A 20,991-nucleotide genomic window follows, 5' to 3' on the forward strand; every position below is an offset into this window, starting at 1 on the left:
AGTATACCGCCAAGCCATGCTGTCGGACACGGCACGGCTTCACCCCCACGAACCCATCTCAAGGCTCACCACGCATGAAGGATATTCTCGAGAAGCTGGAAGAGCGGCGCGCTCAAGCCCGTCTCGGCGGCGGCGAAAACCGCGTCGTGGCCCAGCACAAGCGCGGCAAACTGACGGCACGAGAGCGTATCGAACTCCTCCTCGACCATGGGTCGTTCGAGGAATTCGACATGTTCGTGCAGCATCGCTCGACCGATTTCGGGATGGAGAAGCAGAAGATTCCCGGTGACGGCGTGGTCACCGGCTGGGGCACCATCAACGGCCGCACCGTGTTCCTCTTCTCCAAGGACTTCACCGTCTTCGGCGGCTCGCTCTCCGAGACGCATGCCGCCAAGATCGTCAAGGTCCAAGATATGGCGCTGAAGATGCGCGCCCCGATCATCGGCATCTTCGATGCCGGCGGCGCCCGCATCCAGGAAGGTGTCGCCGCTTTGGGCGGCTACGGCGAGGTATTCCGCCGCAACGTCGCCGCTTCCGGCGTCATTCCTCAGATCTCGGTCATCATGGGCCCCTGCGCGGGCGGCGATGTGTATTCGCCCGCCATGACCGACTTCATCTTCATGGTCCGTGACACGAGCTACATGTTCGTCACGGGCCCGGACGTGGTGAAGACCGTGACCAACGAGGTCGTCACGGCCGAGGAACTCGGCGGCGCCAAGGTCCACACCACCAAGTCCTCCATTGCCGACGGGTCGTTCGAGAACGACGTGGAGGCGATCCTTCAGATCCGCCGCTTGCTCGACTTCCTGCCCGCCAACAACATCGACGGCGTGCCGGAGATCGAAAGCTTCGACGACCCGCTCCGGCTCGATAAGTCCCTCGATACCCTGATTCCGGACAACCCGAACAAGCCCTACGACATGGGTGAGTTGATCCGCCGGGTGGCCGACGAAGGCGACTTCTTCGAAATCCAGTCGACTTATGCGCGCAACATCATCACCGGGTTCGGCCGCATCGAGGGCCGCACCGTCGGCTTCGTTGCCAACCAGCCGATGGTCCTGGCCGGCGTGCTCGACTCGGATGCGTCCCGCAAGGCGGCCCGCTTCGTGCGCTTCTGCGATGCGTTCTCGATCCCGATCGTCACCTTCGTCGATGTCCCCGGCTTCCTACCCGGCACCGCACAGGAATATGGCGGTCTCATCAAGCACGGCGCCAAGCTCCTCTTCGCTTACAGCCAAGCCACTGTGCCGCTGGTGACGATCATCACCCGCAAAGCCTTCGGCGGCGCCTACGACGTGATGGCCTCCAAGCACGTGGGTGCCGACATCAACTACGCTTGGCCGACCGCGCAGATCGCAGTCATGGGCGCCAAGGGCGCGGTGGAGATCATCTTCCGCAGCGAGATCGGCGATACCGACAAGATCGCGGCACGAACCGGCGAATACGAGGACCGCTTCCTCTCGCCCTTCGTCGCGGCCGAGCGCGGCTACATCGACGAGGTGATCATGCCCCACTCGACGCGTAAACGCATCGCCCGGGCGCTCGGCATGCTCCGAACCAAGGAAATGGAGCAGCCCTGGAAGAAGCATGACAACATCCCGCTCTGAGCGGTGGTAGGCTTCCCACCGGGGAAGCCTATTCCCAGTGGCCCACCGCGAAGTGGATGGTGGGCCATGACATGGGGTGCGGGAGCCGCGATGACGTCTTCGGCCATCCCAATCTCGACCTCATCGTCAGGTGCCGCGGCACCTGACGATGAGAAAGGCTCCAGCCGGACCTGAGCGAACGAAAGAGTTCCTCAAGACCCACATACGCGGGGCACATCTGGATGAGGTGGTTCGATGGGATGGGCGAACGTGCTCAGCTGACCGGCCGCTCGAAGTTCCCTCCGTCCGGTCCGGGGGATCTGACAGCTGTCCCGGAAAGCCGCCATACCTACCAAAGGCTCGGCACTCTCACCCATATCGCGATTGTTCCCGGATGCTGCCAGGATGATCCGACGCAGGAGGGACAGATCGAGAGCTTGCGCCGATGGTTCGCGGCTTGCGCCGGCAAGGGCCGGCTACCAGCTCGCTGGGTTGGGTTGGACCGGAATCTCCGCTTTTGAGCTTCCCCAACGCCCCATCGTGGCAAGACAAACAGTACCTTTTCTTTCAAGGGCATTGTCAGCACTGCCGTGAACAAACCCGCAAATCGCTATCACCGGTTACCGGCTCATCAATACAGAAATAAACCGCTCCAACGATTATTGCCTTAAAAACAACCCGCCTCTCTTTTTTCAGTTGCAACCTCAAATTTGACCGCTACGCTGAACCTAGTGATCGAGATCCTTATTGGATAGATTCTAGGATTCGCCATGCCGACCATTAAAATCACGGTAGGTACAGGTTACAATGATGACGATTCCATCACTGTATTTCCTCCGCAACGGTATGACGACGATCCGGAAGCAGATATTTATGTCCGCTCCGTCGGGGTCGATGAGCGACTCGTGATTCGCGATAGCGATGGAGACGGGACAACATTATTCTACTTTTCTGAAGATCGCTTGTCGCACCATGCTACGGCGTTTTCGGGAGGCTACGATTTCAACTTCTCCGACCGCCTTGGAAAAACGACACTCGAGGGCGGAAATTTCGCCGATGTCCTGACCGGTGGATCCGGCTCGGACAGTCTTCTTGGAGGGCTCGGAGACGACACGCTCAACGGTCGTCGCGGCAACGACGTGCTGGAAGGAGGCGCTGGCGCTGACATCTTGAACGGCAGCTTGGGAACCGACACGGCGAGCTACGAGCATTCCTCCGCGGGAGTCACCGTCAACCTGAGCACGGGCGTCAATCGAGGTGGCGATGCCGAAGGCGACGTCTTGATCAGTATCTCCAAGATCAATGGCAGCACCCATGGAGACCATCTCACGGGCAACGCCGCCGCCAACACTTTGATCGGCAACGGAGGAAACGACTCTCTTTACGGCCTAGGTGGCAATGACCGCCTCGTCGTTTCCGAGGATCCCGTCATCATCGACGGAGGCACCGGGAAAGACGTGCTGATTGTCACGGGCGCTATCGAACTCACAAACAGCAACTTCAATAGTATCGAAAGGACCTACGTTCGGAACGGCGGTGATGTGTCGTTCGAGTTCGTAACGCAAGGTCAAACCATCGTATCTCAGACGACTTTGGAAAATAGTACCATCATCTATGGCACCCAGGGCAATGATTGGATCTTGTCCGGCGACGGCAACGACAGTATCACTGGCGGCGCCGGCAACGATAAGTTGTTTGCAGGTTCGGGCGAAACCATTTTCGGCTATACGGACAGTAATTTCGGCCGAGACAACATTTATAAATTCGAAGTCGATATCGATCGCCTTAATGTAACACTCATCGCGAAAAACTTCAGTGACATTAAAATTAAAGCGATCAACGGCGGACAGGATACGCAAGTTACGTTTGCCGGGATTGCAGACCCTGCGCAGAAAATCATCTTGCACGATGTCGTGGCATCGAGCCTGACGGACGGTAGTTTTATTATCTAACTGTTCCTACACGGCAACTTTACTGAAAGCATCAGCATGCGCCTGAAAGGCAGGCATTGCCTCTTGCTACGAGTGCATTCCGGCGACGCAGTCGCCGGATCCTCGAGAGAGGCGCATTCTTACAATGGCCTTGGGGTACTGTACTCAAGCGGCGGTGTCGGTCGCGCCCCCCTGAAGACGCCCTTATCGCTCGTGAGGCCATGTGGGGTATTCTGGCGGCAGGCTAGGTGGATGGCGCTGAGCGGTCGATCGTGAGCGCAAAACCCTGTTTGGCCAAGCGTGGCAGTGTTTGTCCGTCGCCACCCTGACCATGCGGTGAGTCCACTCGACCCATTCGAGTGGGCGACAATCGCTTCAGGCGCCTCTCAGCTCGAAGATCAGGTTCAGCCGCGTGCGGGCGATCTGGCGATAGCCGCGCGATTCGAGCAGGCCGACGAGGTTGATCTGCCATTGCGCCGTGCCATCCTCGATGAGGAGCAGGCGAGGGTGCAGGGAGACCGGCGCCTCACGAAAGAACGGCTCCAGGATCAGGTCCTCGGCCCCCTCCACGTCGAGCTTGATCGCATCGATCCGGGTGATGCCTTCGCCCTGGGCAAGGCCCAGAAGGGTGACTGCAGGCACTCGGATCTGTGCACCTTCGTTGGTGCCGACAATCTTCAGACTCGATTCGCCCCGGTTGCGCGGATCGACGAACAAGGTCAGTTCACCGGCCTTATCGGCCACCGCGCAAGCCACGGCCTTCACCGTGCCGAACGGGTTCTGGGCGATATTGTAGGTGAGCCGATCGAAGATGTCGGGTTGAGGTTCCACGGCAAGTATCCGCGCGCGGGGACCGGCGAAGGCGGCGACGGACAAGGCGTAGGCGCCGATATTGGCCCCGATATCGAGGAAGGTGCAGCCGGGCTGCAGCCGTGACGCCAGAAGCGCACGTTCTTCGGGATCGAAGAATTGCGGCGTGAACAGCACCTTCTTCTCACAATTGTTGTTGTAGGGGTGCAGCCGCATCCGTGCGCCAAAACGCTCCACGTCGAGGGGCTGACCCTGCAGCATCGTGATCGCGAGTCGCCTCAGCAGGAAGCCGAGACGCCGCCCCGCCCAGCTTTTGCCCGAGAGGTTCACCGTGCGCTTGGTGATGCGTGCCACAAGCCCCTTGGGCGCGTGGGTGCCGAAGGGCGGGATGCCGGAAGAATGCGTATCGGTCATTGCGCCGGGTGATGCCAGCCCGGCAGCCTGACGGCAAGCTTCTCCTGTCGTCCAGCACCGCCCCTGAAGCCTGCATAATCCGACGCCATGCCCACAAACGGCGCACGTCCCCGATTATCGACTGCGCAAACGGTTATCGGGGAGGCATCCTCCGCAGGACTGGCGCCTTCATGAAAAGGGTAGGGGAACAATGCAGCCCCAGGGAAAGCCGCAGTGACGGGCGGCCTTACGGAATCGCTTAGAGCTGGCACATACCATGCAGATGGCTTCAGGTGGGCAACGGCGCCTGCGAGAGACGCCTTCGATGACGGGCGGCTCGTGCTCACTGTGGCGTGAGCGACCAATCTCTCCCCACCCCGTTCATGGGGGCCACTCGCGAGGAGTGCCGGGAGATATCCGATCGCCTGGAACCTCTCCGCATGCAGTCCCAAAAAGCGACCCGAATCGATCTCTTCAGTTTGGCCACGCCCCAGATGCGTGCCTTCCACATCACCTGGCTCGCCTTCTTCGTCTGCTTCTTCGCTTGGTTTGCCGTCGCTCCGCTGATGCCGGTCATCAAGGGTGAGTTCAAGCTGACCAACGATCAGGTCTACAATATCAACATCGCCGCAGTCGGTATCACCATCCTGGTGCGCCTCCTGATAGGTCCCATGTGTGACCGGTTCGGGCCGCGCCTGACCTACACGGGTCTGCTGACCCTCGGTGCGATTCCGGTGATCGGCATCGCCTTCGCCAATTCCTATGAGAGCTTCCTGTTCTTTCGCCTCGCCATCGGCGCCATTGGGGCGAGTTTCGTCATCACGCAGTTTCATACCTCGGTCATGTTCGCACCGAACGTGGTCGGTACGGCCAACGCCACGGTCGGCGGCTGGGGCAATGCCGGCGGTGGTGTCACCCAGAGCGCGATGCCGCTGATTCTGGCGGCCCTCGTCAGCATCGGCGTCGAGAAGACGATGGGCTGGCGCCTGTCGATGATCGTGCCCGGCGTCATGATGCTGGTCGTGGCATTCCTGTATTACCGGTTCACGCAGGACACGCCCGAGGGCAACATCACCGAGCTTCGTGCGCGCGGCGTTTCGGTTGACGCCGGCAAGAAGGGCGGCTGGGCCGTCTTCAAACAGGCGATGGCGAACTATCGCGTTTGGATGCTCGCGATCACCTACGGTGCCTGTTTCGGCGTCGAGATCTTCATCCATGCCGTAGCGGCGACGTATTATGTCGAACGATTCAGCCTCGACCTGACCCAGGCCGGAATGGCGGCCGGCAGCTTCGGACTTCTCGCTCTCTTCGCCCGTGCGCTCGGCGGCATCGCGTCCGACCGGGTCGCACGTAAGAAAGGCCTCGACGGCCGCACCCTGCTCTTGTTCGTGCTGATGGTCGGCGAGGGTCTCGGCCTTCTCGCTTTCGCCTATGCGGGGTCGGTCGCGCTCGCCGTCATCGCCATGCTCGCCTTCGGTCTGTTCACCCACATGGCCTGCGGCGCGACCTATGCCCTCGTACCGTTCATCGATCGCAAGGCGCTGGGCGGTGTCGCCGGGATCATCGGCGCGGGTGGAAATGTCGGCGCCGTGGCGGCTGGATTCCTGCTCAAGGGGGTCGGCAACCTGCCCGGCGCGTTGTTCATCCTCGGCATCGCCGTGCTGATCTCGTCGCTCTGCGCAATCTCCGTGCGCTTCTCGCTCACCCATAAGGAAAACGAGCAGAAGCTGTACGACGAAGCGGTCGCCCAACGCGCCGTCGCCAGCGGCCAGCCCGCCTTCGCCTAGATCGCTCATCACATCCGCGACAACGGGAGCAGCGACGCTAGTCGTTGCCCCCCTTGTCGGCTTTAGATGCAGCGGCGCTCGTTTAGGCCAGCGAGGCGTGAAGCTTTTCGAAGCGGTCGCGCCAATGCAATCGATAGGCGTTGCGTACGTCCACGCTGACGATCCGGCGGTGCGTTAATGTGATCTCCGTGGCTTTGTCACCCACCGACAGAAGATCGACCTGCACGATAGTCTCGCCGATGCGCAGCATTTCGTTCGGCCCGTCATAAGTCCAGGTCTGATGCAGGTGATGCCCGCGTCGGATCTCTTCAAAATGACCGGTAACCGCGTGAAGCGCGCCCGCCTCATCCCGTCCACGCAGCAGGAATGTCCCCCCGACCCGTGGGTCGATCTCCACATGTTCCGCCACGGTTCCAACCGGCGCCATCCAGCCTCGCGCGAGCAATGGGTCCGTCCAGGCTTGGAAGACGTCCGGCTGCGGGGCGCGCACCACGTGTTTGAGAACGACGACGGGAACGATCTGAATCATGGGCCGTCCATATCCTGAAAGATCGAGCCGCATGGCACGCCCTGAATCGTTTAGCTGGGGCGGCCAGATCGTTCTTCGCCCCGCAAGTTCCGTGCGGCAAGGGGAGGAAGACGGTTGGAGCACGATGAGGACAAGGGAAAGGCCGTCCTGTCACCCCTCTGATCACTCGCGCCTTGCCTCAATGCCGCTCAAGGACGATTTTGGCGACCGATAGGCATGGCCCTCGAGCCGCCATCGACCTTCCGACAGGAGCATGCAGCGCGATGCAGACGTTCGATTCCGACGGGACCACCATCGCCTATATCGACGTACCGGCGAAGGGAGGCCGCGGTGATCCGATCGTGCTGATCCACGGCTTCGCCTCCAACCATTCCGTGAACTGGGTCAATACACTCTGGGTGAAGACCCTGTCCGAGGCGGGGCGCCGGGTCGTCGCTCTCGACAATCGCGGCCATGGCGAGAGCGAGAAGCTCTACGCGCCGGAAGCCTATGGCTCCGACATCATGGCGCAGGATACAAGGCGGCTCCTCGACCATCTCGGTATCGAGCGCGCCGACATCATGGGTTATTCCATGGGCGCGCGGATCTCGGCCTATCTCGCACTCGACAACCCGGAGCGGGTGCGTTCGGTGCTTTTAGGGGGCCTCGGCCTGCATCTGGTGGAGGGGAAGGGCTTGCCGAATGGCATCGCCGAGGCTTTGGAGGCTCCGGCTGGCGAAAAGGCGCCCAATCTCACGGCCGCTGCCTTCCGTACCTTCGCCGAACAGACCAAAAGCGACCTTCGGGCGCTCGCCGCCTGTATGCGCGGCTCGCGCCAGACCTTGTCACGGGAGGAAGTCTCTCAGATCGAGGCTCCCACTCTTGTCACGGTGGGCACCCTCGATACTGTAGCAGGCTCGGCCCCGGCTTTGGCGGCGCTCATGCCCCATGCGAAGAGCCTGGAACTCCCCAACCGCGATCACAGCACGGCTGTCGGCGACAAGCTGCACCGGCAGGGCGTTCTGGCCTTCCTCGACGAGCGGCCGTGACGGCGATCAGCTTTTCAGCCGATAGCCGGTGCGGAAGATCCACGTCACGCTGGCAAGGCAAAGGGCGAGGAAGATCAACGTCATCGCGAGGCTGATCTCCACCCCGACATCGGACGTGCCGAAGAAGCTCCAGCGGAAGCCGCTGATGAGATAGACCACCGGGTTCACGAGACTCGCCGTCCGCCAGAAGGGCGGCAGCATCTCGATGGAATAGAAGCTGCCGCCGAGAAAGGTGAGCGGCGTGACGATGAGAAGCGGCACCAGTTGCAGCTTCTCGAACCCATCTGCCCACAATCCGATCAAAAAACCGAAAAGGCTGAACGTGGTCGCGGTCAGCAGGAGAAACGCTACCATCCAAAGCGGATGCTCGATCCTCAACGGTACGAACAGGGCCGCCGTCGCCAAGATGATGAGGCCGATCAGGATCGACTTCGAAGCCGCGGCCCCGACATAGCCGAGCACGATCTCCAACGGCGAGACCGGTGCCGACAGGATCTCGTAGATCGTCCCGGCAAAGCGCGGGAAGTAGATGCCGAAGGATGCGTTGGCGATGCTCTGCGTCAGCAAAGAGAGCATGATCAGGCCTGGCACGATGAAGGCGCCATAGGCGACTCCATCCACGGAAGCCATGCGTGCACCGATCGCTGCGCCGAAGACCACGAAATACAGAGAGGTGGCGATGACCGGAGCAACGATGCTCTGAAGGCCCGTCCGCCAGAAACGCGCCATTTCGAAGAGGTAGATGGCGCGGATCGCCGGCCAATTCATCGCAAGCGGATTCATCGGGGCGACCTTCATGCCTGCTCCCTCACGAGATCGACGAAGATGTCTTCGAGGGAACTTTGGCTCGTGGAGAGATCGCGAAATGGGATTCCCGCCGCAGCGAGGTCGGTGAGCAAAGTCGTGATGCCGGTGCGCTCGCCCTTGGTATCGTAGGTGTAGACGAGCTCCTGACCATCCGCCGATAGCGCGAGGCCGTGTGGGGCCAATTCGACCGGCAATGCAGGGAGCGGAGCCTGCAATTGCAGAGTCAGCCGCTTTTTGCCGAGCTTGCGCATCAGCTCGGCCTTCTCCTCGACCAAGATGATCTGCCCTTTTCGGATCACGCCGACTCGGTCGGCCATCTCTTCGGCCTCGTCGATGTAATGCGTCGTGAGAATGATGGTGACGCCTTGGTCACGCAGCTTCCGCACCAAGCGCCACATATCCTGACGCAGTTCCACGTCTACGCCTGCGGTCGGCTCGTCCAGGAACAGGATACGCGGCTCGTGGCTGAGGGCCTTGGCGATGAGTACGCGCCGCTTCATGCCACCGGACAGCGTCATGATGCGGCTGTCCTTCTTGTCCCACAGCGACAGGTCACGCAGCACCCGCTCGATATGACCAGGGTCGGCCTTCATACCGAACAGCCCCCGGCTGAAACTCGTTGTCGCCCAAACCGTCTCGAACGCGTCCGTAGTGAGCTCCTGCGGCACGAGGCCGATGGCTCTTCGCGCATTACGGTAGTCTTTTGCGATGTCGTGGCCGTCCACCGTAACGGTGCCGCCGCTTGCCCGGACGAGTCCGCAGACGATGCTGATCAGTGTCGTCTTACCGGCACCGTTGGGGCCGAGCAGGGCGAAGATTTCACCCCTAGCGATATCGAGGTCGATATCCTTCAGGGCATGGAGACCCGATGCGTAGACTTTGGACAAGCCCGCGATGGAGATGATAGGCGGCATCGAATCTCCGTGGATTATTTTTCTTCGGAGCGACTAACGGCGCTGCCATACCATGGAGACGGGTGCCGCGGACGAGTGTGAAGCGGCACGCCGGAGAACAAAAAAGCCGCCTTGCGGCGGCTTTCTCCGAACGTCGATGGAGGTGACACTCAGGCCTGAAGGCGCCCCTTAACCTCGTCCAGGCTGGAGCGGACGAGCGATAGAGCCGCATCGCCCCGGAGGCGCTCCCGCAGGATCACCTCGGACACCTTTACGGCAGCATCGGCGGCGGCGGCGCGAACCTGCGCGGTCGCCTGAACCTCGGCCTGTGCAATCTTGGTCTCGGCCGACTTGGTGCGGCGAGCGATGAACTCGTTCAGACGGGCGTGGCCTTCGTCGGCGATGCGCTGGGCCTCTTCGCGGGCTCCGGCAACAATCGCTTCGGCTTCGGACTCAGCCTGGCTGCGGCGCTTCTTGTAGTCGGCCAGCACCGTGGCAGCCTCCTCGCGCAGGCGGCGGGCCTCGTCGAGTTCGGAGCGAACGCGGCGGCCGCGGGTGTCGAGGGCCTTGGTGATCTGAGCGAAGCCGCCGACCTTCCACACGACGCCCATGAACAGGACGAAGGCGACGGCGACCCAGAACTCGGCATCCAACAACATTCTCGTCGTCCTATTTCGTTGGCGTCCGGCCGGGCGGGGCCGGACCGGTCACGTCTGCTGCAGGCGCACTCAGTGCGGGATGGCGACGCGGTTCAATGCGGTATCGAGGCTGGCCTGGTCGGGAGCCGTCCCAGTGAGGCGCTCGACGATGGCGGTAGCCGTTTCGCCGGCGATGGAGCGAACGCTGCCCATGGCTTCGGCGGTGCGGGTGCGAATCGTAGCTTCGGAGGCGGCGATCCTGTCGTTGAGCTCGGCCTCGAGCGTCTTGCGACGGGCTTCAGCCTCGGAGCTCAAGGCAGCGCGGGTCTCGGTGGCGATGGTGCGGGCCTTCGCCTGGGCATCGGCCAGCGACTTCTCGTAGGCGGCTCCGGCTGCCTCGGCCTCGGACTTCATGCGCTGGGCCTCGTCGAGATCGGACGAGAGGCGCGTGGCGCGGTCGTGCAGGATCGCCTGGATGCGGGGCAGGGCCACCTTGTCCATCAGGTAATAGAGCAGGCCGAAGGCCAGTGCGAGCCAGATCAGCTGCGAGAGAAAAGTATGGCTCTCGAAGGGCGGAAAGCCGCCGCCATGTTCGGACGCGGGCGATGCCATGATGCCTTCATGGGTTGCGGTCGGATGGGCCGGCTGAGCCATGACGTCCTTCGCTCAAAGTAAGTTCGTGAATGAGGACCGGGCGCGCGTCCAGAAGAATGGGGCGCCCGGTCCGGGTCTGCTGTCGGGTCGACGAACGTCGTCTGACTTAGACGGCGAACAGGAGGAGCAGCGCGACGAGCAGCGAGAAGATGCCGAGCGCTTCCGTCAGCGCGAAGCCGAGGAGCAGGTTGCCGCGCTGGCCGTCAGCGGCCGACGGGTTGCGAAGGGCACCGGCGTAGAACTGGCCGAAGAGATTGCCGAGGCCGATGGCGGCACCCGCCATTCCGAGGCAGGCGAGGCCGGCACCGATGTACTTAGCGGCTAAGGGATCCATCAAATTGCTCCTGGTATCGGTTCGTTCGTTGCGTGGAGAGGAATCCGGCCGCAACCGCGGACCGGGGACGGAAGGGGATACCGCCGGGGCCTAGTGGCCGGGGTGGAGGGCGTCGCTGAGGTAGATCGAGGCGAGCGTCGCGAAGACGTAGGCCTGCAGACCGGCGACGAGGAACTCGAGGGCCGTCACCGCGACGCTGAGAGCCAGCGGCAGCGGCGAGATCGCACCCCAGGCGCCCGCGGCGAGAAGCGCCGGAACGAAGCCCGCGAAGATCTTGAGGGCGATGTGGCCGGCGAGCACGTTGGCGAAGAGACGCACCGCGAGGCTGATCGGCCGCGAGACGAAGGAGACGATCTCGATGGCGACGATCATCGGCATCAGCCAGCCCGGCACGCCAGAGGGCACGAACACCTTCAGGAACTTCGTGCCGTGGGCCATGAAGCCGTAGACGATGACGGTGGTGATCACGAGGAGCGCCAGCGCGAAAGTCACGATGATGTGGCTTGTCACGGCGAACGCATAGGGGATCATGCCGAACATGTTCAGGACGAGGACGAACATGAACAGGGAGAAGATCAGCGGCATGAACCGCTCGGACCCGTGCCCGGCCGACTGACGGAGGGTCGAGCCGATGAACTCGTAGAACACCTCGGCCACGGACTGCATCCGGCCCGGCACCACCGAGCGCTGCGCCGTCGCCACGATCGTGATCAGCGCGATGATCCCGACGGCGGCAAACATGTACAGCGCCGACTGGGTGAACGCGATTTCCTGATTGCCGATATGACCGAAGGATACGAGCGGCTTGAGCTCGAACTGGTGGATCGGATCCATCTTTACGGCCATTGCCGCTACCGTCCTTCTGTCCACGAGCGGGCGAGATGCCCGCTTTGCCTCAGGACCGCTCGAAAGCGGCAAAATTCGCCGATCAGGACCGTTCCCGATCCTGGTTCTTGTCGACCGCGTTTTTCGCGGCCGGCCTCGAGAGCGAGCCCGAGACACGCATGACGTTATAGACGCCGGTTGCGAAGCCCAGCATGAGCAGAACGATCAGACCCCAGGGCTTCGTCCCCAGAAACTGATCGCACAACCAGCCGAGAATGCCTCCGGCGAGGACACCGGCGATGAACTCCGTGGAGAGTCGCATCGCCAGGCCCAAGGATGACGCCCCGTTGGAGCCACCGGCACCCGACGAGGGGCGGGAAGGAGCGGCGGGCCGCTTCTCCTCGATCCGCTTCTCGAGATGCTTTAGTCTCGCCGAGAGATCCTCGTCCGGCTTCTGCCGTCCGTCTCCATTCCCGTCCCCTGCGTCGTTACCGCTCACGGCGAAAACTCACATTGGCGAGAGTGGAGGGAACCGACCTGAAAACCCCGTCAAGCGCGGCGCACCATAGTTTCGCCTATCTTGAGTGTCAAGGCGCGCCGAATGGGCCTTAAGTTCCTGTAAAATATAGATAAACAGGCCCTTGCGACGATCCTGAACGATGCGCCCCGTGCATGAAGGGCAATCGGAGGCCAAGCTTCGGTCTCAGGCACCCAGAATCGGCTTGATGACCTTCTCCATCCCGTCGATCGTCATCTCGCCATTGAAGCGCTCGCCGTTGATGAAAAAGGTCGGCGTCGAGTCGACTTTGAAGGTGTCCAGCCCCTTCTGCTTCACCGCGTTCACGGCAGCGTAGAGCTTCTGATCCTTGAGACAGGTCTCGAATTTCTCCTTCGAGAATCCGGCTTGCCGCAACATCTGCTCCAAGGCATCCACCGGCGATTGCGGCTTCTGCACGTAGGCCCAGCCCTGCTGCTGGTCGAACAGCAGATCGGTGATGGGGTAGTATTTCGCGTCGCCGTCGCAGCGGGCCAGCATGAAGGCTGCGGTCGCCAGTGGATCGAGGGGAAATTCGCGCAGCGTGAAACGGACCTTGCCGGTGTCGACGTAGCGCTCCTTCAAAGCCGGCCAAGTGTTCTTGTGAAACGCGGCACAGTGCGAGCAGGTCATCGAGGCATATTCGATGATCGTGACCTTGGCGTCCTTCGGCCCCAGCCACACGTCACCGAGGGGGCCGGGCTCCATCAGGGAAGCGAGGTTCGCATCCTGGGCGAAGGCGTCGAGGGTCAGCCGGGGCAGGAGCGCGGCCGCGCCGATGGCCATGCCAGTGAGTTTCAAGGTGTCGCGACGGGTGATCATGATGTCGACGGGCTCCGCTCGAAAATCCGATCCATGCGGCTTGCGGTAGAGACCCGCGAACAATCTGACAAGACGGGACCTGCGGTCCCGCTTCCATGCGCCGCGACACGGATGGTGTCGGAAGTGAGATTCAGCGGGATTGCGGTGGTGAGGAGGCCACGATCGCCACGCCGAGCCTATCGAGGGCGTCACGCAACGCGTCGTCGCCGATGGACGACACGGCCAGGGCGACTTCGCCGCGCTTCACCGGATCGAGGGGCGGCACGACCCGCTTGCGAACGGCTTGATGAACGCGCCCCTGCTTGAGGACGAGCTTGCCGATGCAGGCCCAGCCATAATGGGCGTTGATGCGCTGGATCACCACGGGAGCCAGATGCTGCAATTCCAGGGCGAAGACGCCCTCCACCCGCACCACGAGCGTGCCTGGATCCGGCCGGCCCTGCTCCTCCCGCTTGGCACGGCGCGGCCATTCGAGCTTCGAAGGCTGACAGAAACGGGCGAGGCGCTCGCCGACGATATCGGGCCAGGCCGCGAGGATATCGGTGGAGGCGAACCCCTGCGCGGCGAAAGCCGGTCCGATACAGGTCTCGATCAGCTCGGCGAGGGGTTTGATGCGGGCCATGAGCTCCGAGAGTTTCCGATGCGGGCGGACGCCGCATGATAGCCCGAACGGCGCCGGCTTTCGAATGCTTTGATCGTTCGCCGCCACCCTGTATGGACGGGCGCCCAACACGCCGGATCTCATGTCGCGGGATTTCATGTCACCGGACTTCACGGCAGCGACCGGTTCTTCTGTTGGAGGCCCGCAGGCCGCCGATCTCCTTTCATGGTACGACCGGCATCGCCGCGTCCTCCCTTGGCGCGCCCTGCCGGGGGAAGCTCCGGACCCCTATCGGGTCTGGCTGTCCGAGGTGATGCTGCAACAGACCACGATCGCGGCGGTCAAACCGTACTTCCTGCGCTTCTTGGAACGCTTCCCCTCCGTGGAGGCCCTCGCGGCGGCGCCGGAGGAGAGCGTCATGTCGGCTTGGGCCGGCCTCGGCTATTACTCCCGCGCCCGCAACCTCCATGCCTGCGCCAAGGCGGTCGTGGAAGCCGGCGCCTTTCCCGACACGCTCGACGGCTTGCGCAAGCTGCCCGGCATCGGCGCCTATACGGCCGGCGCCATCGCGGCCATCGCCTTCGACAGGCAGGAAGCGGCAGTGGACGGCAATGTCGAGCGGGTGGTGACCCGGCTCTTCGCAATCGAGACGCCGATCCCCGCCGCGCGTCCCGAGATCCGACGGCTGACGCAGAGCCTCGTCCCGGCGCAGCGGCCCGGTGACTTCGCCCAGAGCCTGATGGATCTCGGTTCGACCATCTGCACGCCGAAGCGACCGGCCTGCGCCCTCTGCCCCTGGATGGCACCCTGCGAGGCCCGCACCCTGGGGCTGCAGGAAACGTTTCCGCGCAAGATCAAGAAAACGAAGGGCGTCGAGCGCTATGGCGCCGCGTTCGTGGCGATCCGGAGCGGCGACGAGGCCGTATTGCTGCGGACCCGCCCTCCCGAGGGGCTGCTCGGTGCCATGGCGGAGCCTCCGACCAGCGCATGGGATAGCGGTTACGATGTCGCCCAAGCCCTGCTCGACGCTCCGTTGGACGCGCGATGGAAGCGGCTGCCGGGCGTGGTGCGCCACGTCTTCACGCATTTCCCGTTGGGACTGACCGTCTTCGTCGCCCGCGTCGGCCTCACCACGAAGGCACCGGCCGGCATGCGCTTCACGCCCAGACGCGACCTCGAGGAGGAACCGTTGCCCGGCGTCATGAAAAAGGTGCTGGCCCATGCGTTCGATCCGAAGCCCGAGGCCGTGAAGCGCGGACGGCCGAAGGCCATGCGGGCGGTCCAGGACACACCACTCTTCGCAGAAGTCGAGGCTCCGCCGCCCGAGCCGCGCCCGAGCTTTCGCCCAGTGCCCAAGCCGGTGCCGCGCGCGGTGGCAAAGCCGCCGATCGAGGACGGGGAGGGTTTTTTCAACGAGCCGGAGGAATCGCCCCCGCCTGTGGCGCCGCGCAAGCGCGGCAGGCCGAAAACGCGTCCTCGATAGGACGAGCGCGAACCCTCACCCTGCGGGAGAAGTCGGCTCGCGTCCGATCCTCTCACCGTTGAGAGAACTAGGCGGCCGACCCCATAGCGGCCCGCATCCGGCCCCGGAAGACGTCGATCAGAACCAGTTTTCCGTCACGCTTGGCGTGCCAGAAATCCCAACCGTTGCAGGAGGGGAAGCCCTGGACCAGGGCGCCGATCTTGTGGATCGAGCCCATGGCAGGCCCGACCATCAGCGTCCCGTCGGGACGCACCACGGCTTCGTGGCGACCGCGCGCATCGGTGAGGATCTCGCCGGCACGGATATGGCCGGCCTCGATCACGCTGAGGAAGGCGACACGGGGCTCGGCCCGCTTGGTCGGGGCGACGAGGAGGGCGGCCTTGGACAGGGGCTCCACGGCGTCGATCCGGGCGCGGGCCGCCTCGGCATAGACCGTCTCCCGCTCGATGCCGATGAAGCGCCGGCCGAGCCGCTTGGCGACGGCCCCGGTGGTGCCTGTGCCGAAGAACGGGTCGAGCACCACGTCGCCGGCATTCGTCGCCGAGAGCAGGGTCCGGGCGAGCAGGGCTTCGGGCTTCTGGGTCGGGTGGACCTTCTGGCCGTCGACGCCTTTCAGGCGCTCGTCGCCGGTGCAGAGCGGGATGAACCAGTCCGAACGCATCTGGACGTCGTCGTTACCGCCCTTCAGCGCCTCGTAATGGAAGGTGTAGCCCTTCGATTCCGCCGAGCGGGAGGCCCAGATCAGGGTTTCGTGGGCATTGGTGAAGCGCTTGCCGCGGAAGTTCGGCATCGGGTTGGCTTTCCGCCAGACGATGTCGTTGAGGATCCAGAACCCGAGGTCCTGAAGCACCGAGCCGACGCGAAAAATGTTGTGGTAGGAGCCGATGACCCAGAGGGTGGCGTTCGGCTTCATCACCCGGCGGGCCGCGGTGAGCCAGGCACGGGTGAACTCGTCATAGGCAGCGAAGCTCGAGAACTGGTCCCAGGCGTCGTCGACGGCGTCGACCCGGCTCTGGTCGGGCCGCAACAGCGAGCCGTCCCCGAGTTGGAGATTGTAGGGCGGGTCGGCAAAGACACAGTCGACGCTTGCCGCCGGAAGGGCGTTCATGGCGGCGATGCAATCCCCGACGAGGATTTCGTCGAGAGGGAGACGCTGGGCGGCGGGTACGAGACCCATCCGCGGCGCCGACACGAGTCGCCCGGTACGCGAGACACTTTTCCGGGCGACGGTGTCGGCAACCGCGGTACGCAGGGAAGCCATGGCAAACACCGGTTACGCGACTGACCGGCAGACCATGGGGCCGTTAACGTAAAGGGCAGGTTGCCGGGGTGTAGACAATGCGTCTCGATTTGGGGCTGCAGATTTTGCCTACCCGCTCCAATACTGACGAATTTTCATCTCTTGCTTGATAAATTTAACCATCCGTTCACCATGAAATCACAGGCGAACGTATATCAACCAGCTGATCTGGAGTTCGACTTGGAACTTCGTCCGGACCCGTCGCGGATGCTTTCAGCCCACGCGCACCCCATCGGCAGCCATTCCGGAATCGTCAGGGTCACGGGCGACGCGCGCCTCCCATGCACCGCACGCCGGGTTACGGCGATGTCTCGCCATCAATGTGGCAGGGGCCGTGACGGAGTTGGAGAACGGGACCAGACCTGTCAACGACCGCCTCCATCCGCTCTCAATATAGAATTTCAGCGCACGCCCGATTTGCAATATCTTTAGATTTTATTCACACATCCTGAGACCACCGAAGGCTAATGAAGGCAGGCCTTGCCACATTCTACTGATCTCATTTCAGCCTTCATTGGCTCTATGTTCCGCAGCCTCTGCAACAACAAAGGGAATGCGGATGAATATGAAGCCTGTTCGTTGGACCGCTGCCGCTATTGGAACCGCCATGTCTCTCGCCGCACTCAGTGCACCGGCCGCAGCCCAATCCGGCGCGGCCTCCTGGTACGGCAGCGGTCGCAAGACCGCGAATGGCGAGCGCTTCAATCCGAACGGGATGACCGCCGCCCATCGCAGCCTGCCGTTCGGCACCCGTGTCCGGGTCGAGAACAAGCGCAACGGCCGCTCGGTGGTGGTGCGCATCAACGATCGCGGGCCTTTCGTGCGCGGCCGGATCATCGATCTCGCCAAAGGCTCTGCCCGAGCGCTCGGCATGGGCGGCACGACCTACGTCTCGCTCAAGGTCGTGAACTGACGCGGAACCCGTGACGTCATGGGCATGCCATAGGATGGCGGTGCCGGGTCGCGACGACGTGCGGCATGCCTCATCCTCCTGATGCCGCATGGTGATTCCGCGAAAGGCGGGTTTCACTGCCGCGCTTGATCAACTAAGGGGCCGGTTGCCGTTGCATGGATGGCGATCGGCCCCATCTTGACGGCTGGATGCGTGTTTGAGGATGGTTCCCCCATGGCAAAGCCCCTGATCGTCGAGATTCCCCACGAGATCGGTCCCGTCGAGGCGAAACGGCGGATCTCGAGCGGGCTGGACAAGGCGAAGGCGGCCTGCGCCAAGGCCGGAATCAATGTCGAACACATGACCTGGACAGACGACCGTCTGAACTTCGCCATGTCCGCCATGGGCCAGAAGGTGGACGGCGAGGTCGACGTCCTTCCCGAGACGGTCCGTATCGAAGTGCGCCTGCCGATGCTGCTGGCCCTGTTCGCCGAGCGGATGAAGAAGATCATCGGCAAGGAAGGCAATCAGCTCCTGATCAAGAAGGGCTGAGGAGCGCCATCGGGGGAACGGCAACGGGCACTCGCCCGTTTCCAGCCCTCTCCCGAAACTTCGCGAGCAGGTGGCGCCGCCCATGTCGAATCCAGGCCCGATAGATCCCGCGCCCATCCCGGAAGCTCCGGTTCCCGATACGCCCTACGAGGCCCCCCAGACGCCGCCGCCGGCTCCAGGGCCGGATATCCCCGCGTCGACGCCGGCCGAGGCGCCCACCGAGAGCCCGACGGAGATCCCCGTGATCGACCCGAGCCCCGCTCCCGTCTCGCCCGATCCGTCGCCAACCGGCCCGGCTAACCCGACGATGTAGCCTCACAGGCAAAACCGCATTTGTTCGGGAGCGGCTGCGCTGCCATAAGCCCGCATCATGGCTGCTCCCCCGCTTCTCACCCTCCAGAACGTCGCGCTCACTTTCGGCGGCACTCCGCTGATCGAACAGGCCGACCTTGCGATATCCCCCGGTGAACGGACTTGCCTCGTCGGCCGCAATGGCTCGGGCAAGTCGACGCTGATGAAGATCGCCTGTGGGCTCATCGAGCCCGACAAGGGCGTGCGCTTCGTCCAGCCCGGCACCACGATCCGCTACCTTGCGCAGGAGCCGGATTTCTCGGGGTTCACCACCACCCTCGATTTTGTCGAGCACGGTCTCACCCATGGCGACGACGCCTACCGCGCCCGCTACCTGCTGGAGAGCCTGGGCCTGACCGGCGCAGAGAACCCGGCGAGCCTGTCGGGCGGGGAGGGGCGGCGCGTGGCCCTGGCCCAGGCGCTGGCACCCGAGCCCGACATCCTGCTGCTCGACGAGCCCACCAACCATCTCGACCTGCCGGCCATCGAATGGCTCGAAGCGGAATTGAAGTCCGTGCGCGGCGCACTCGTTCTCATCAGCCACGACAGACGCTTCCTCTCGGCCCTGTCGAAGACCACCGTCTGGCTCGATCGCGGCATCACGAGGCGGATCGAGCAGGGCTTTTCCACCTTCGAGGCCTGGCGCGACGCTTTCTTCGAGGAAGAGGAGCGCGACCGGCACAAGCTCGATCGCAAGATCGCCGACGAGGAGCATTGGCTGCGCTACGGCGTCACGGCGCGCCGCAAGCGCAACGTCCGGCGGCTCGGCAACCTCCACGCCCTGCGCAAGGATCGACGGGAGGACCGCCGCCCCGTCGGCACCGCGACGATGACCTCCACCGAGGCGGAGAGTTCCGGCGCCCTGGTGATCGAGGCCAAGAATGCCGCCAAGGCCTATGGGGAGCGCCGCATCGTCGACGATCTCTCGATCCGGGTGATGCGTGGCGACCGGCTCGGCATCGTCGGCGCCAACGGCGCCGGCAAGACCACCCTCATCAATTTGCTCACGGGACAATCGGCACCGGATTCCGGCACCGTCGCCTTGGGCACGAACCTCAAGATGATGCTCCTCGACCAGGCCCGGGCTGTGCTGGACCCATCGATGACGGTCACCGAGGTGCTCACCGGCGGTAGCGGCGACAGCGTAGTCGTCGGCGGCGTGAGCCGTCACGTCATCGGCTACCTCAAGGACTTCCTGTTCGCCCCGGAACAGGCCCGGACCCCGGTGAGGGTGCTCTCCGGCGGCGAGCGCAACCGCCTTCTCATCGCCCGAGCCCTGGCCCAGCCCGCCAACCTCTTGGTCCTCGACGAGCCCACCAACGACCTCGACCTAGAGACCCTCGACCTCCTGCAGGAGATGCTGTCCGATTATTCCGGCACGCTGATCCTGGTGAGCCACGACCGTGACTTCCTCGACCGCGTCGTCGGCAGCGTCCTCGTCAGCGAGGGGGAGGGGCGCTGGGTCGAGTATGCCGGCGGCTATACCGACATGGTGACGCAGCGCGGCCAGGGCGTCGAGGCGCGCAAAAGCGCCACCGCGCCTCGCCCCGACGGCAAGGTGAAGCCGGGCCGCCTCGTCAGCACGTCCGCGCCCCCGGCGCCCAAGACGAAGATGGGGTTCAAGGACCAGCACGAGCTGAAGACCCTGCCGGAGCGAATCGCGAAGCTGCAGACCGAGATCGCCAAGATCCGCACCGTCCTCGCCGACCCGCAGCTCTACAGCCGCAATCCGGTCCTGTTCCAGAAGGCCTCGGCGACCCTCGCGGCGGCGGAGGCCGACCTCTCGGCGGCCGAGGACCGCTGGCTGGAGCTGGAGATGCAGCGGGAAGGGTGAGGCGGGTCGCCCTCCGCACCGGACGCCCGGCAGAGCGTGTCGGCTCGGGCTCCCCCGCTGGGTGACGCGCCCCCCTCGACCGGGGGAAGACGGAGCGTTCACGAGACCTTCGCCCCCGATGGGATGCCAGAGAACTCCGAGGCTTCCCGATAGGGGTCCCATGGCCGAGACCGTTCTCCGCCATATGAAATTTCTTGATAAAATTCCTATTCCATGCCTATATCCCCAAACCTGCCGCCCAGCGAAGGGGGCCTGTCCGGTGACCGACCGGGCGGGCCGAAAGGGGCGGCGGGGCGGTGCCTGCGTCGGTGGTGTCGGTCACCATCGCCCCGGGCGGCGGCTCGATAGTCTGTTGGCTCGGATGGGGGCGCGGTAGGTCGGGAGTTAAATGCCCCGGCACCGACCC

21 protein-coding genes are annotated in these 20,991 nt (G+C 63.6%); 9 read left to right on the forward strand and 12 right to left on the reverse strand.

Annotated elements, in window-relative coordinates; genetic code table 11:
- Positions 1-74 precede the first annotated feature (74 nt).
- A complete protein-coding gene (locus ACYQR9_RS12425; protein WP_207410559.1) occupies positions 75-1,607 on the forward strand; it encodes an acyl-CoA carboxylase subunit beta in 1,533 nt (510 codons plus the stop codon).
- A gap of 749 nt (positions 1,608-2,356) precedes the next feature.
- Positions 2,357-3,538 (forward strand): calcium-binding protein, encoded by a 1,182-nt coding sequence (locus tag ACYQR9_RS12430; protein ID WP_461226473.1) that lies wholly within the window; start codon positions 2,357-2,359, stop codon positions 3,536-3,538.
- Between the two features lie 354 nt (positions 3,539-3,892).
- On the opposite strand, the gene ACYQR9_RS12435 is transcribed toward ACYQR9_RS12430, so the two are convergent.
- Positions 3,893-4,741 (reverse strand): FkbM family methyltransferase, encoded by an 849-nt coding sequence (locus tag ACYQR9_RS12435; RefSeq protein ID WP_207410556.1) that lies wholly within the window; start codon positions 4,739-4,741, stop codon positions 3,893-3,895.
- Between the two features lie 419 nt (positions 4,742-5,160).
- Here ACYQR9_RS12435 and ACYQR9_RS12440 point away from each other — a divergent pair, with 419 nt between their 5' ends.
- Complete coding sequence (locus tag ACYQR9_RS12440) at positions 5,161-6,507, forward strand: MFS transporter (protein WP_461226475.1); 1,347 nt, start codon at positions 5,161-5,163, stop codon at positions 6,505-6,507.
- A gap of 82 nt (positions 6,508-6,589) precedes the next feature.
- Here the strand turns inward: ACYQR9_RS12440 and ACYQR9_RS12445 are convergent, their stop codons facing one another.
- Positions 6,590-7,036, reverse strand: a complete 447-nt coding sequence (locus ACYQR9_RS12445; protein ID WP_461226477.1) for an SRPBCC family protein — start codon at positions 7,034-7,036, stop codon at positions 6,590-6,592.
- A gap of 263 nt (positions 7,037-7,299) precedes the next feature.
- On the opposite strand from ACYQR9_RS12445, the gene ACYQR9_RS12450 reads away from it, so the two are divergent.
- Positions 7,300-8,064 (forward strand): alpha/beta fold hydrolase, encoded by a 765-nt coding sequence (locus tag ACYQR9_RS12450; RefSeq protein WP_461226479.1) that lies wholly within the window; start codon positions 7,300-7,302, stop codon positions 8,062-8,064.
- Between the two features lie 6 nt (positions 8,065-8,070).
- Here the strand turns inward: ACYQR9_RS12450 and ACYQR9_RS12455 are convergent, their stop codons facing one another.
- From ACYQR9_RS12455 to ACYQR9_RS12495, 9 genes are all read right to left on the reverse strand, one after another.
- Entirely contained in the window at positions 8,071-8,832 is a 762-nt protein-coding gene (locus tag ACYQR9_RS12455; protein ID WP_461229793.1) for an ABC transporter permease, read from the reverse strand.
- Positions 8,833-8,858: 26 nt separating this feature from the next.
- The gene (locus ACYQR9_RS12460; RefSeq protein WP_207410552.1) at positions 8,859-9,785 is read right to left on the reverse strand and encodes an ABC transporter ATP-binding protein; all 927 of its coding nucleotides are present in this window, start codon (positions 9,783-9,785) and stop codon (positions 8,859-8,861) included.
- A 149-nt stretch (positions 9,786-9,934) separates the two neighbouring features.
- Entirely contained in the window at positions 9,935-10,420 is a 486-nt protein-coding gene (locus ACYQR9_RS12465; protein ID WP_207410765.1) for a F0F1 ATP synthase subunit B family protein, read from the reverse strand.
- 72 nt (positions 10,421-10,492) lie between these two features.
- On the reverse strand, positions 10,493-11,056 hold the full coding sequence (locus ACYQR9_RS12470; protein ID WP_461226481.1) for a F0F1 ATP synthase subunit B family protein: 564 nt from the start codon (positions 11,054-11,056) through the stop codon (positions 10,493-10,495).
- 106 nt (positions 11,057-11,162) lie between these two features.
- Positions 11,163-11,390, reverse strand: coding sequence for a F0F1 ATP synthase subunit C (locus ACYQR9_RS12475; RefSeq protein ID WP_018044493.1), 228 nt, complete (start codon positions 11,388-11,390; stop codon positions 11,163-11,165).
- Positions 11,391-11,480: 90 nt separating this feature from the next.
- Complete coding sequence (locus ACYQR9_RS12480; RefSeq protein WP_018044492.1) at positions 11,481-12,236, reverse strand: F0F1 ATP synthase subunit A; 756 nt, start codon at positions 12,234-12,236, stop codon at positions 11,481-11,483.
- Between the two features lie 82 nt (positions 12,237-12,318).
- Positions 12,319-12,714: an AtpZ/AtpI family protein gene (locus tag ACYQR9_RS12485; RefSeq protein WP_207410550.1), complete on the reverse strand. Its 396-nt coding sequence runs from the start codon at positions 12,712-12,714 to the stop codon at positions 12,319-12,321.
- 204 nt (positions 12,715-12,918) lie between these two features.
- On the reverse strand, positions 12,919-13,572 hold the full coding sequence (locus ACYQR9_RS12490) for a DsbA family protein (protein ID WP_461226483.1): 654 nt from the start codon (positions 13,570-13,572) through the stop codon (positions 12,919-12,921).
- 130 nt (positions 13,573-13,702) lie between these two features.
- Positions 13,703-14,194 carry a DUF721 domain-containing protein gene (locus ACYQR9_RS12495; protein ID WP_056430444.1) on the reverse strand — a complete coding sequence of 164 codons (492 nt, stop codon included), beginning with the start codon at positions 14,192-14,194 and terminating at the stop codon, positions 13,703-13,705.
- A 136-nt stretch (positions 14,195-14,330) separates the two neighbouring features.
- Between ACYQR9_RS12495 and mutY the strand changes: the two genes are divergently transcribed.
- On the forward strand, positions 14,331-15,656 hold the full coding sequence (gene mutY, locus ACYQR9_RS12500) for an A/G-specific adenine glycosylase (protein ID WP_461229794.1): 1,326 nt from the start codon (positions 14,331-14,333) through the stop codon (positions 15,654-15,656).
- A gap of 67 nt (positions 15,657-15,723) precedes the next feature.
- Here the strand turns inward: mutY and ACYQR9_RS12505 are convergent, their stop codons facing one another.
- Positions 15,724-16,917, reverse strand: coding sequence for a DNA methyltransferase (locus ACYQR9_RS12505; RefSeq protein ID WP_461226485.1), 1,194 nt, complete (start codon positions 16,915-16,917; stop codon positions 15,724-15,726).
- A gap of 646 nt (positions 16,918-17,563) precedes the next feature.
- Between ACYQR9_RS12505 and ACYQR9_RS12510 the strand changes: the two genes are divergently transcribed.
- The 4 genes from ACYQR9_RS12510 (at position 17,564) to ACYQR9_RS12525 (ending at position 20,585) form a co-directional block, all read left to right on the forward strand.
- Positions 17,564-17,869 (forward strand): septal ring lytic transglycosylase RlpA family protein, encoded by a 306-nt coding sequence (locus ACYQR9_RS12510; RefSeq protein WP_018044485.1) that lies wholly within the window; start codon positions 17,564-17,566, stop codon positions 17,867-17,869.
- A gap of 213 nt (positions 17,870-18,082) precedes the next feature.
- Positions 18,083-18,400, forward strand: a complete 318-nt coding sequence (locus ACYQR9_RS12515) for a polyhydroxyalkanoic acid system family protein (protein ID WP_027172816.1) — start codon at positions 18,083-18,085, stop codon at positions 18,398-18,400.
- A gap of 82 nt (positions 18,401-18,482) precedes the next feature.
- Positions 18,483-18,713: a hypothetical protein gene (locus ACYQR9_RS12520; RefSeq protein ID WP_056162480.1), complete on the forward strand. Its 231-nt coding sequence runs from the start codon at positions 18,483-18,485 to the stop codon at positions 18,711-18,713.
- A 57-nt stretch (positions 18,714-18,770) separates the two neighbouring features.
- Positions 18,771-20,585 (forward strand): ABC-F family ATP-binding cassette domain-containing protein, encoded by a 1,815-nt coding sequence (locus tag ACYQR9_RS12525; RefSeq protein WP_207410544.1) that lies wholly within the window; start codon positions 18,771-18,773, stop codon positions 20,583-20,585.
- Positions 20,586-20,991 lie beyond the last annotated feature (406 nt).

The sequence above is a fragment of the Methylobacterium sp. CM6241 genome, from assembly GCF_054817845.1.

Excerpts from the sequence above, each read along its gene's own strand:
- ACYQR9_RS12425 (WP_207410559.1), top strand. The coding sequence starts at position 75 with ATGAAGGATATTCTCGAGAAGCTGGAAGAGCGGCGCGCTCAAGCCCGT.
- ACYQR9_RS12430 (WP_461226473.1), top strand. The coding sequence starts at position 2,357 with ATGCCGACCATTAAAATCACGGTAGGTACAGGTTACAATGATGACGAT.
- ACYQR9_RS12435 (WP_207410556.1), bottom strand. The coding sequence starts at position 4,741 with ATGACCGATACGCATTCTTCCGGCATCCCGCCCTTCGGCACCCACGCG.
- ACYQR9_RS12440 (WP_461226475.1), top strand. The coding sequence starts at position 5,161 with ATGCAGTCCCAAAAAGCGACCCGAATCGATCTCTTCAGTTTGGCCACG.
- ACYQR9_RS12445 (WP_461226477.1), bottom strand. The coding sequence starts at position 7,036 with ATGATTCAGATCGTTCCCGTCGTCGTTCTCAAACACGTGGTGCGCGCC.
- ACYQR9_RS12450 (WP_461226479.1), top strand. The coding sequence starts at position 7,300 with ATGCAGACGTTCGATTCCGACGGGACCACCATCGCCTATATCGACGTA.
- ACYQR9_RS12455 (WP_461229793.1), bottom strand. The coding sequence starts at position 8,832 with ATGAATTGGCCGGCGATCCGCGCCATCTACCTCTTCGAAATGGCGCGT.
- ACYQR9_RS12460 (WP_207410552.1), bottom strand. The coding sequence starts at position 9,785 with ATGCCGCCTATCATCTCCATCGCGGGCTTGTCCAAAGTCTACGCATCG.
- ACYQR9_RS12470 (WP_461226481.1), bottom strand. The coding sequence starts at position 11,056 with ATGGCTCAGCCGGCCCATCCGACCGCAACCCATGAAGGCATCATGGCA.
- ACYQR9_RS12475 (WP_018044493.1), bottom strand. The coding sequence starts at position 11,390 with ATGGATCCCTTAGCCGCTAAGTACATCGGTGCCGGCCTCGCCTGCCTC.
- ACYQR9_RS12480 (WP_018044492.1), bottom strand. The coding sequence starts at position 12,236 with ATGGCCGTAAAGATGGATCCGATCCACCAGTTCGAGCTCAAGCCGCTC.
- ACYQR9_RS12490 (WP_461226483.1), bottom strand. The coding sequence starts at position 13,572 with ATGATCACCCGTCGCGACACCTTGAAACTCACTGGCATGGCCATCGGC.
- ACYQR9_RS12495 (WP_056430444.1), bottom strand. The coding sequence starts at position 14,194 with ATGGCCCGCATCAAACCCCTCGCCGAGCTGATCGAGACCTGTATCGGA.
- mutY (WP_461229794.1), top strand. The coding sequence starts at position 14,331 with ATGTCACCGGACTTCACGGCAGCGACCGGTTCTTCTGTTGGAGGCCCG.
- ACYQR9_RS12505 (WP_461226485.1), bottom strand. The coding sequence starts at position 16,917 with ATGGCTTCCCTGCGTACCGCGGTTGCCGACACCGTCGCCCGGAAAAGT.
- ACYQR9_RS12510 (WP_018044485.1), top strand. The coding sequence starts at position 17,564 with ATGTCTCTCGCCGCACTCAGTGCACCGGCCGCAGCCCAATCCGGCGCG.
- ACYQR9_RS12515 (WP_027172816.1), top strand. The coding sequence starts at position 18,083 with ATGGCAAAGCCCCTGATCGTCGAGATTCCCCACGAGATCGGTCCCGTC.
- ACYQR9_RS12520 (WP_056162480.1), top strand. The coding sequence starts at position 18,483 with ATGTCGAATCCAGGCCCGATAGATCCCGCGCCCATCCCGGAAGCTCCG.
- ACYQR9_RS12525 (WP_207410544.1), top strand. The coding sequence starts at position 18,771 with ATGGCTGCTCCCCCGCTTCTCACCCTCCAGAACGTCGCGCTCACTTTC.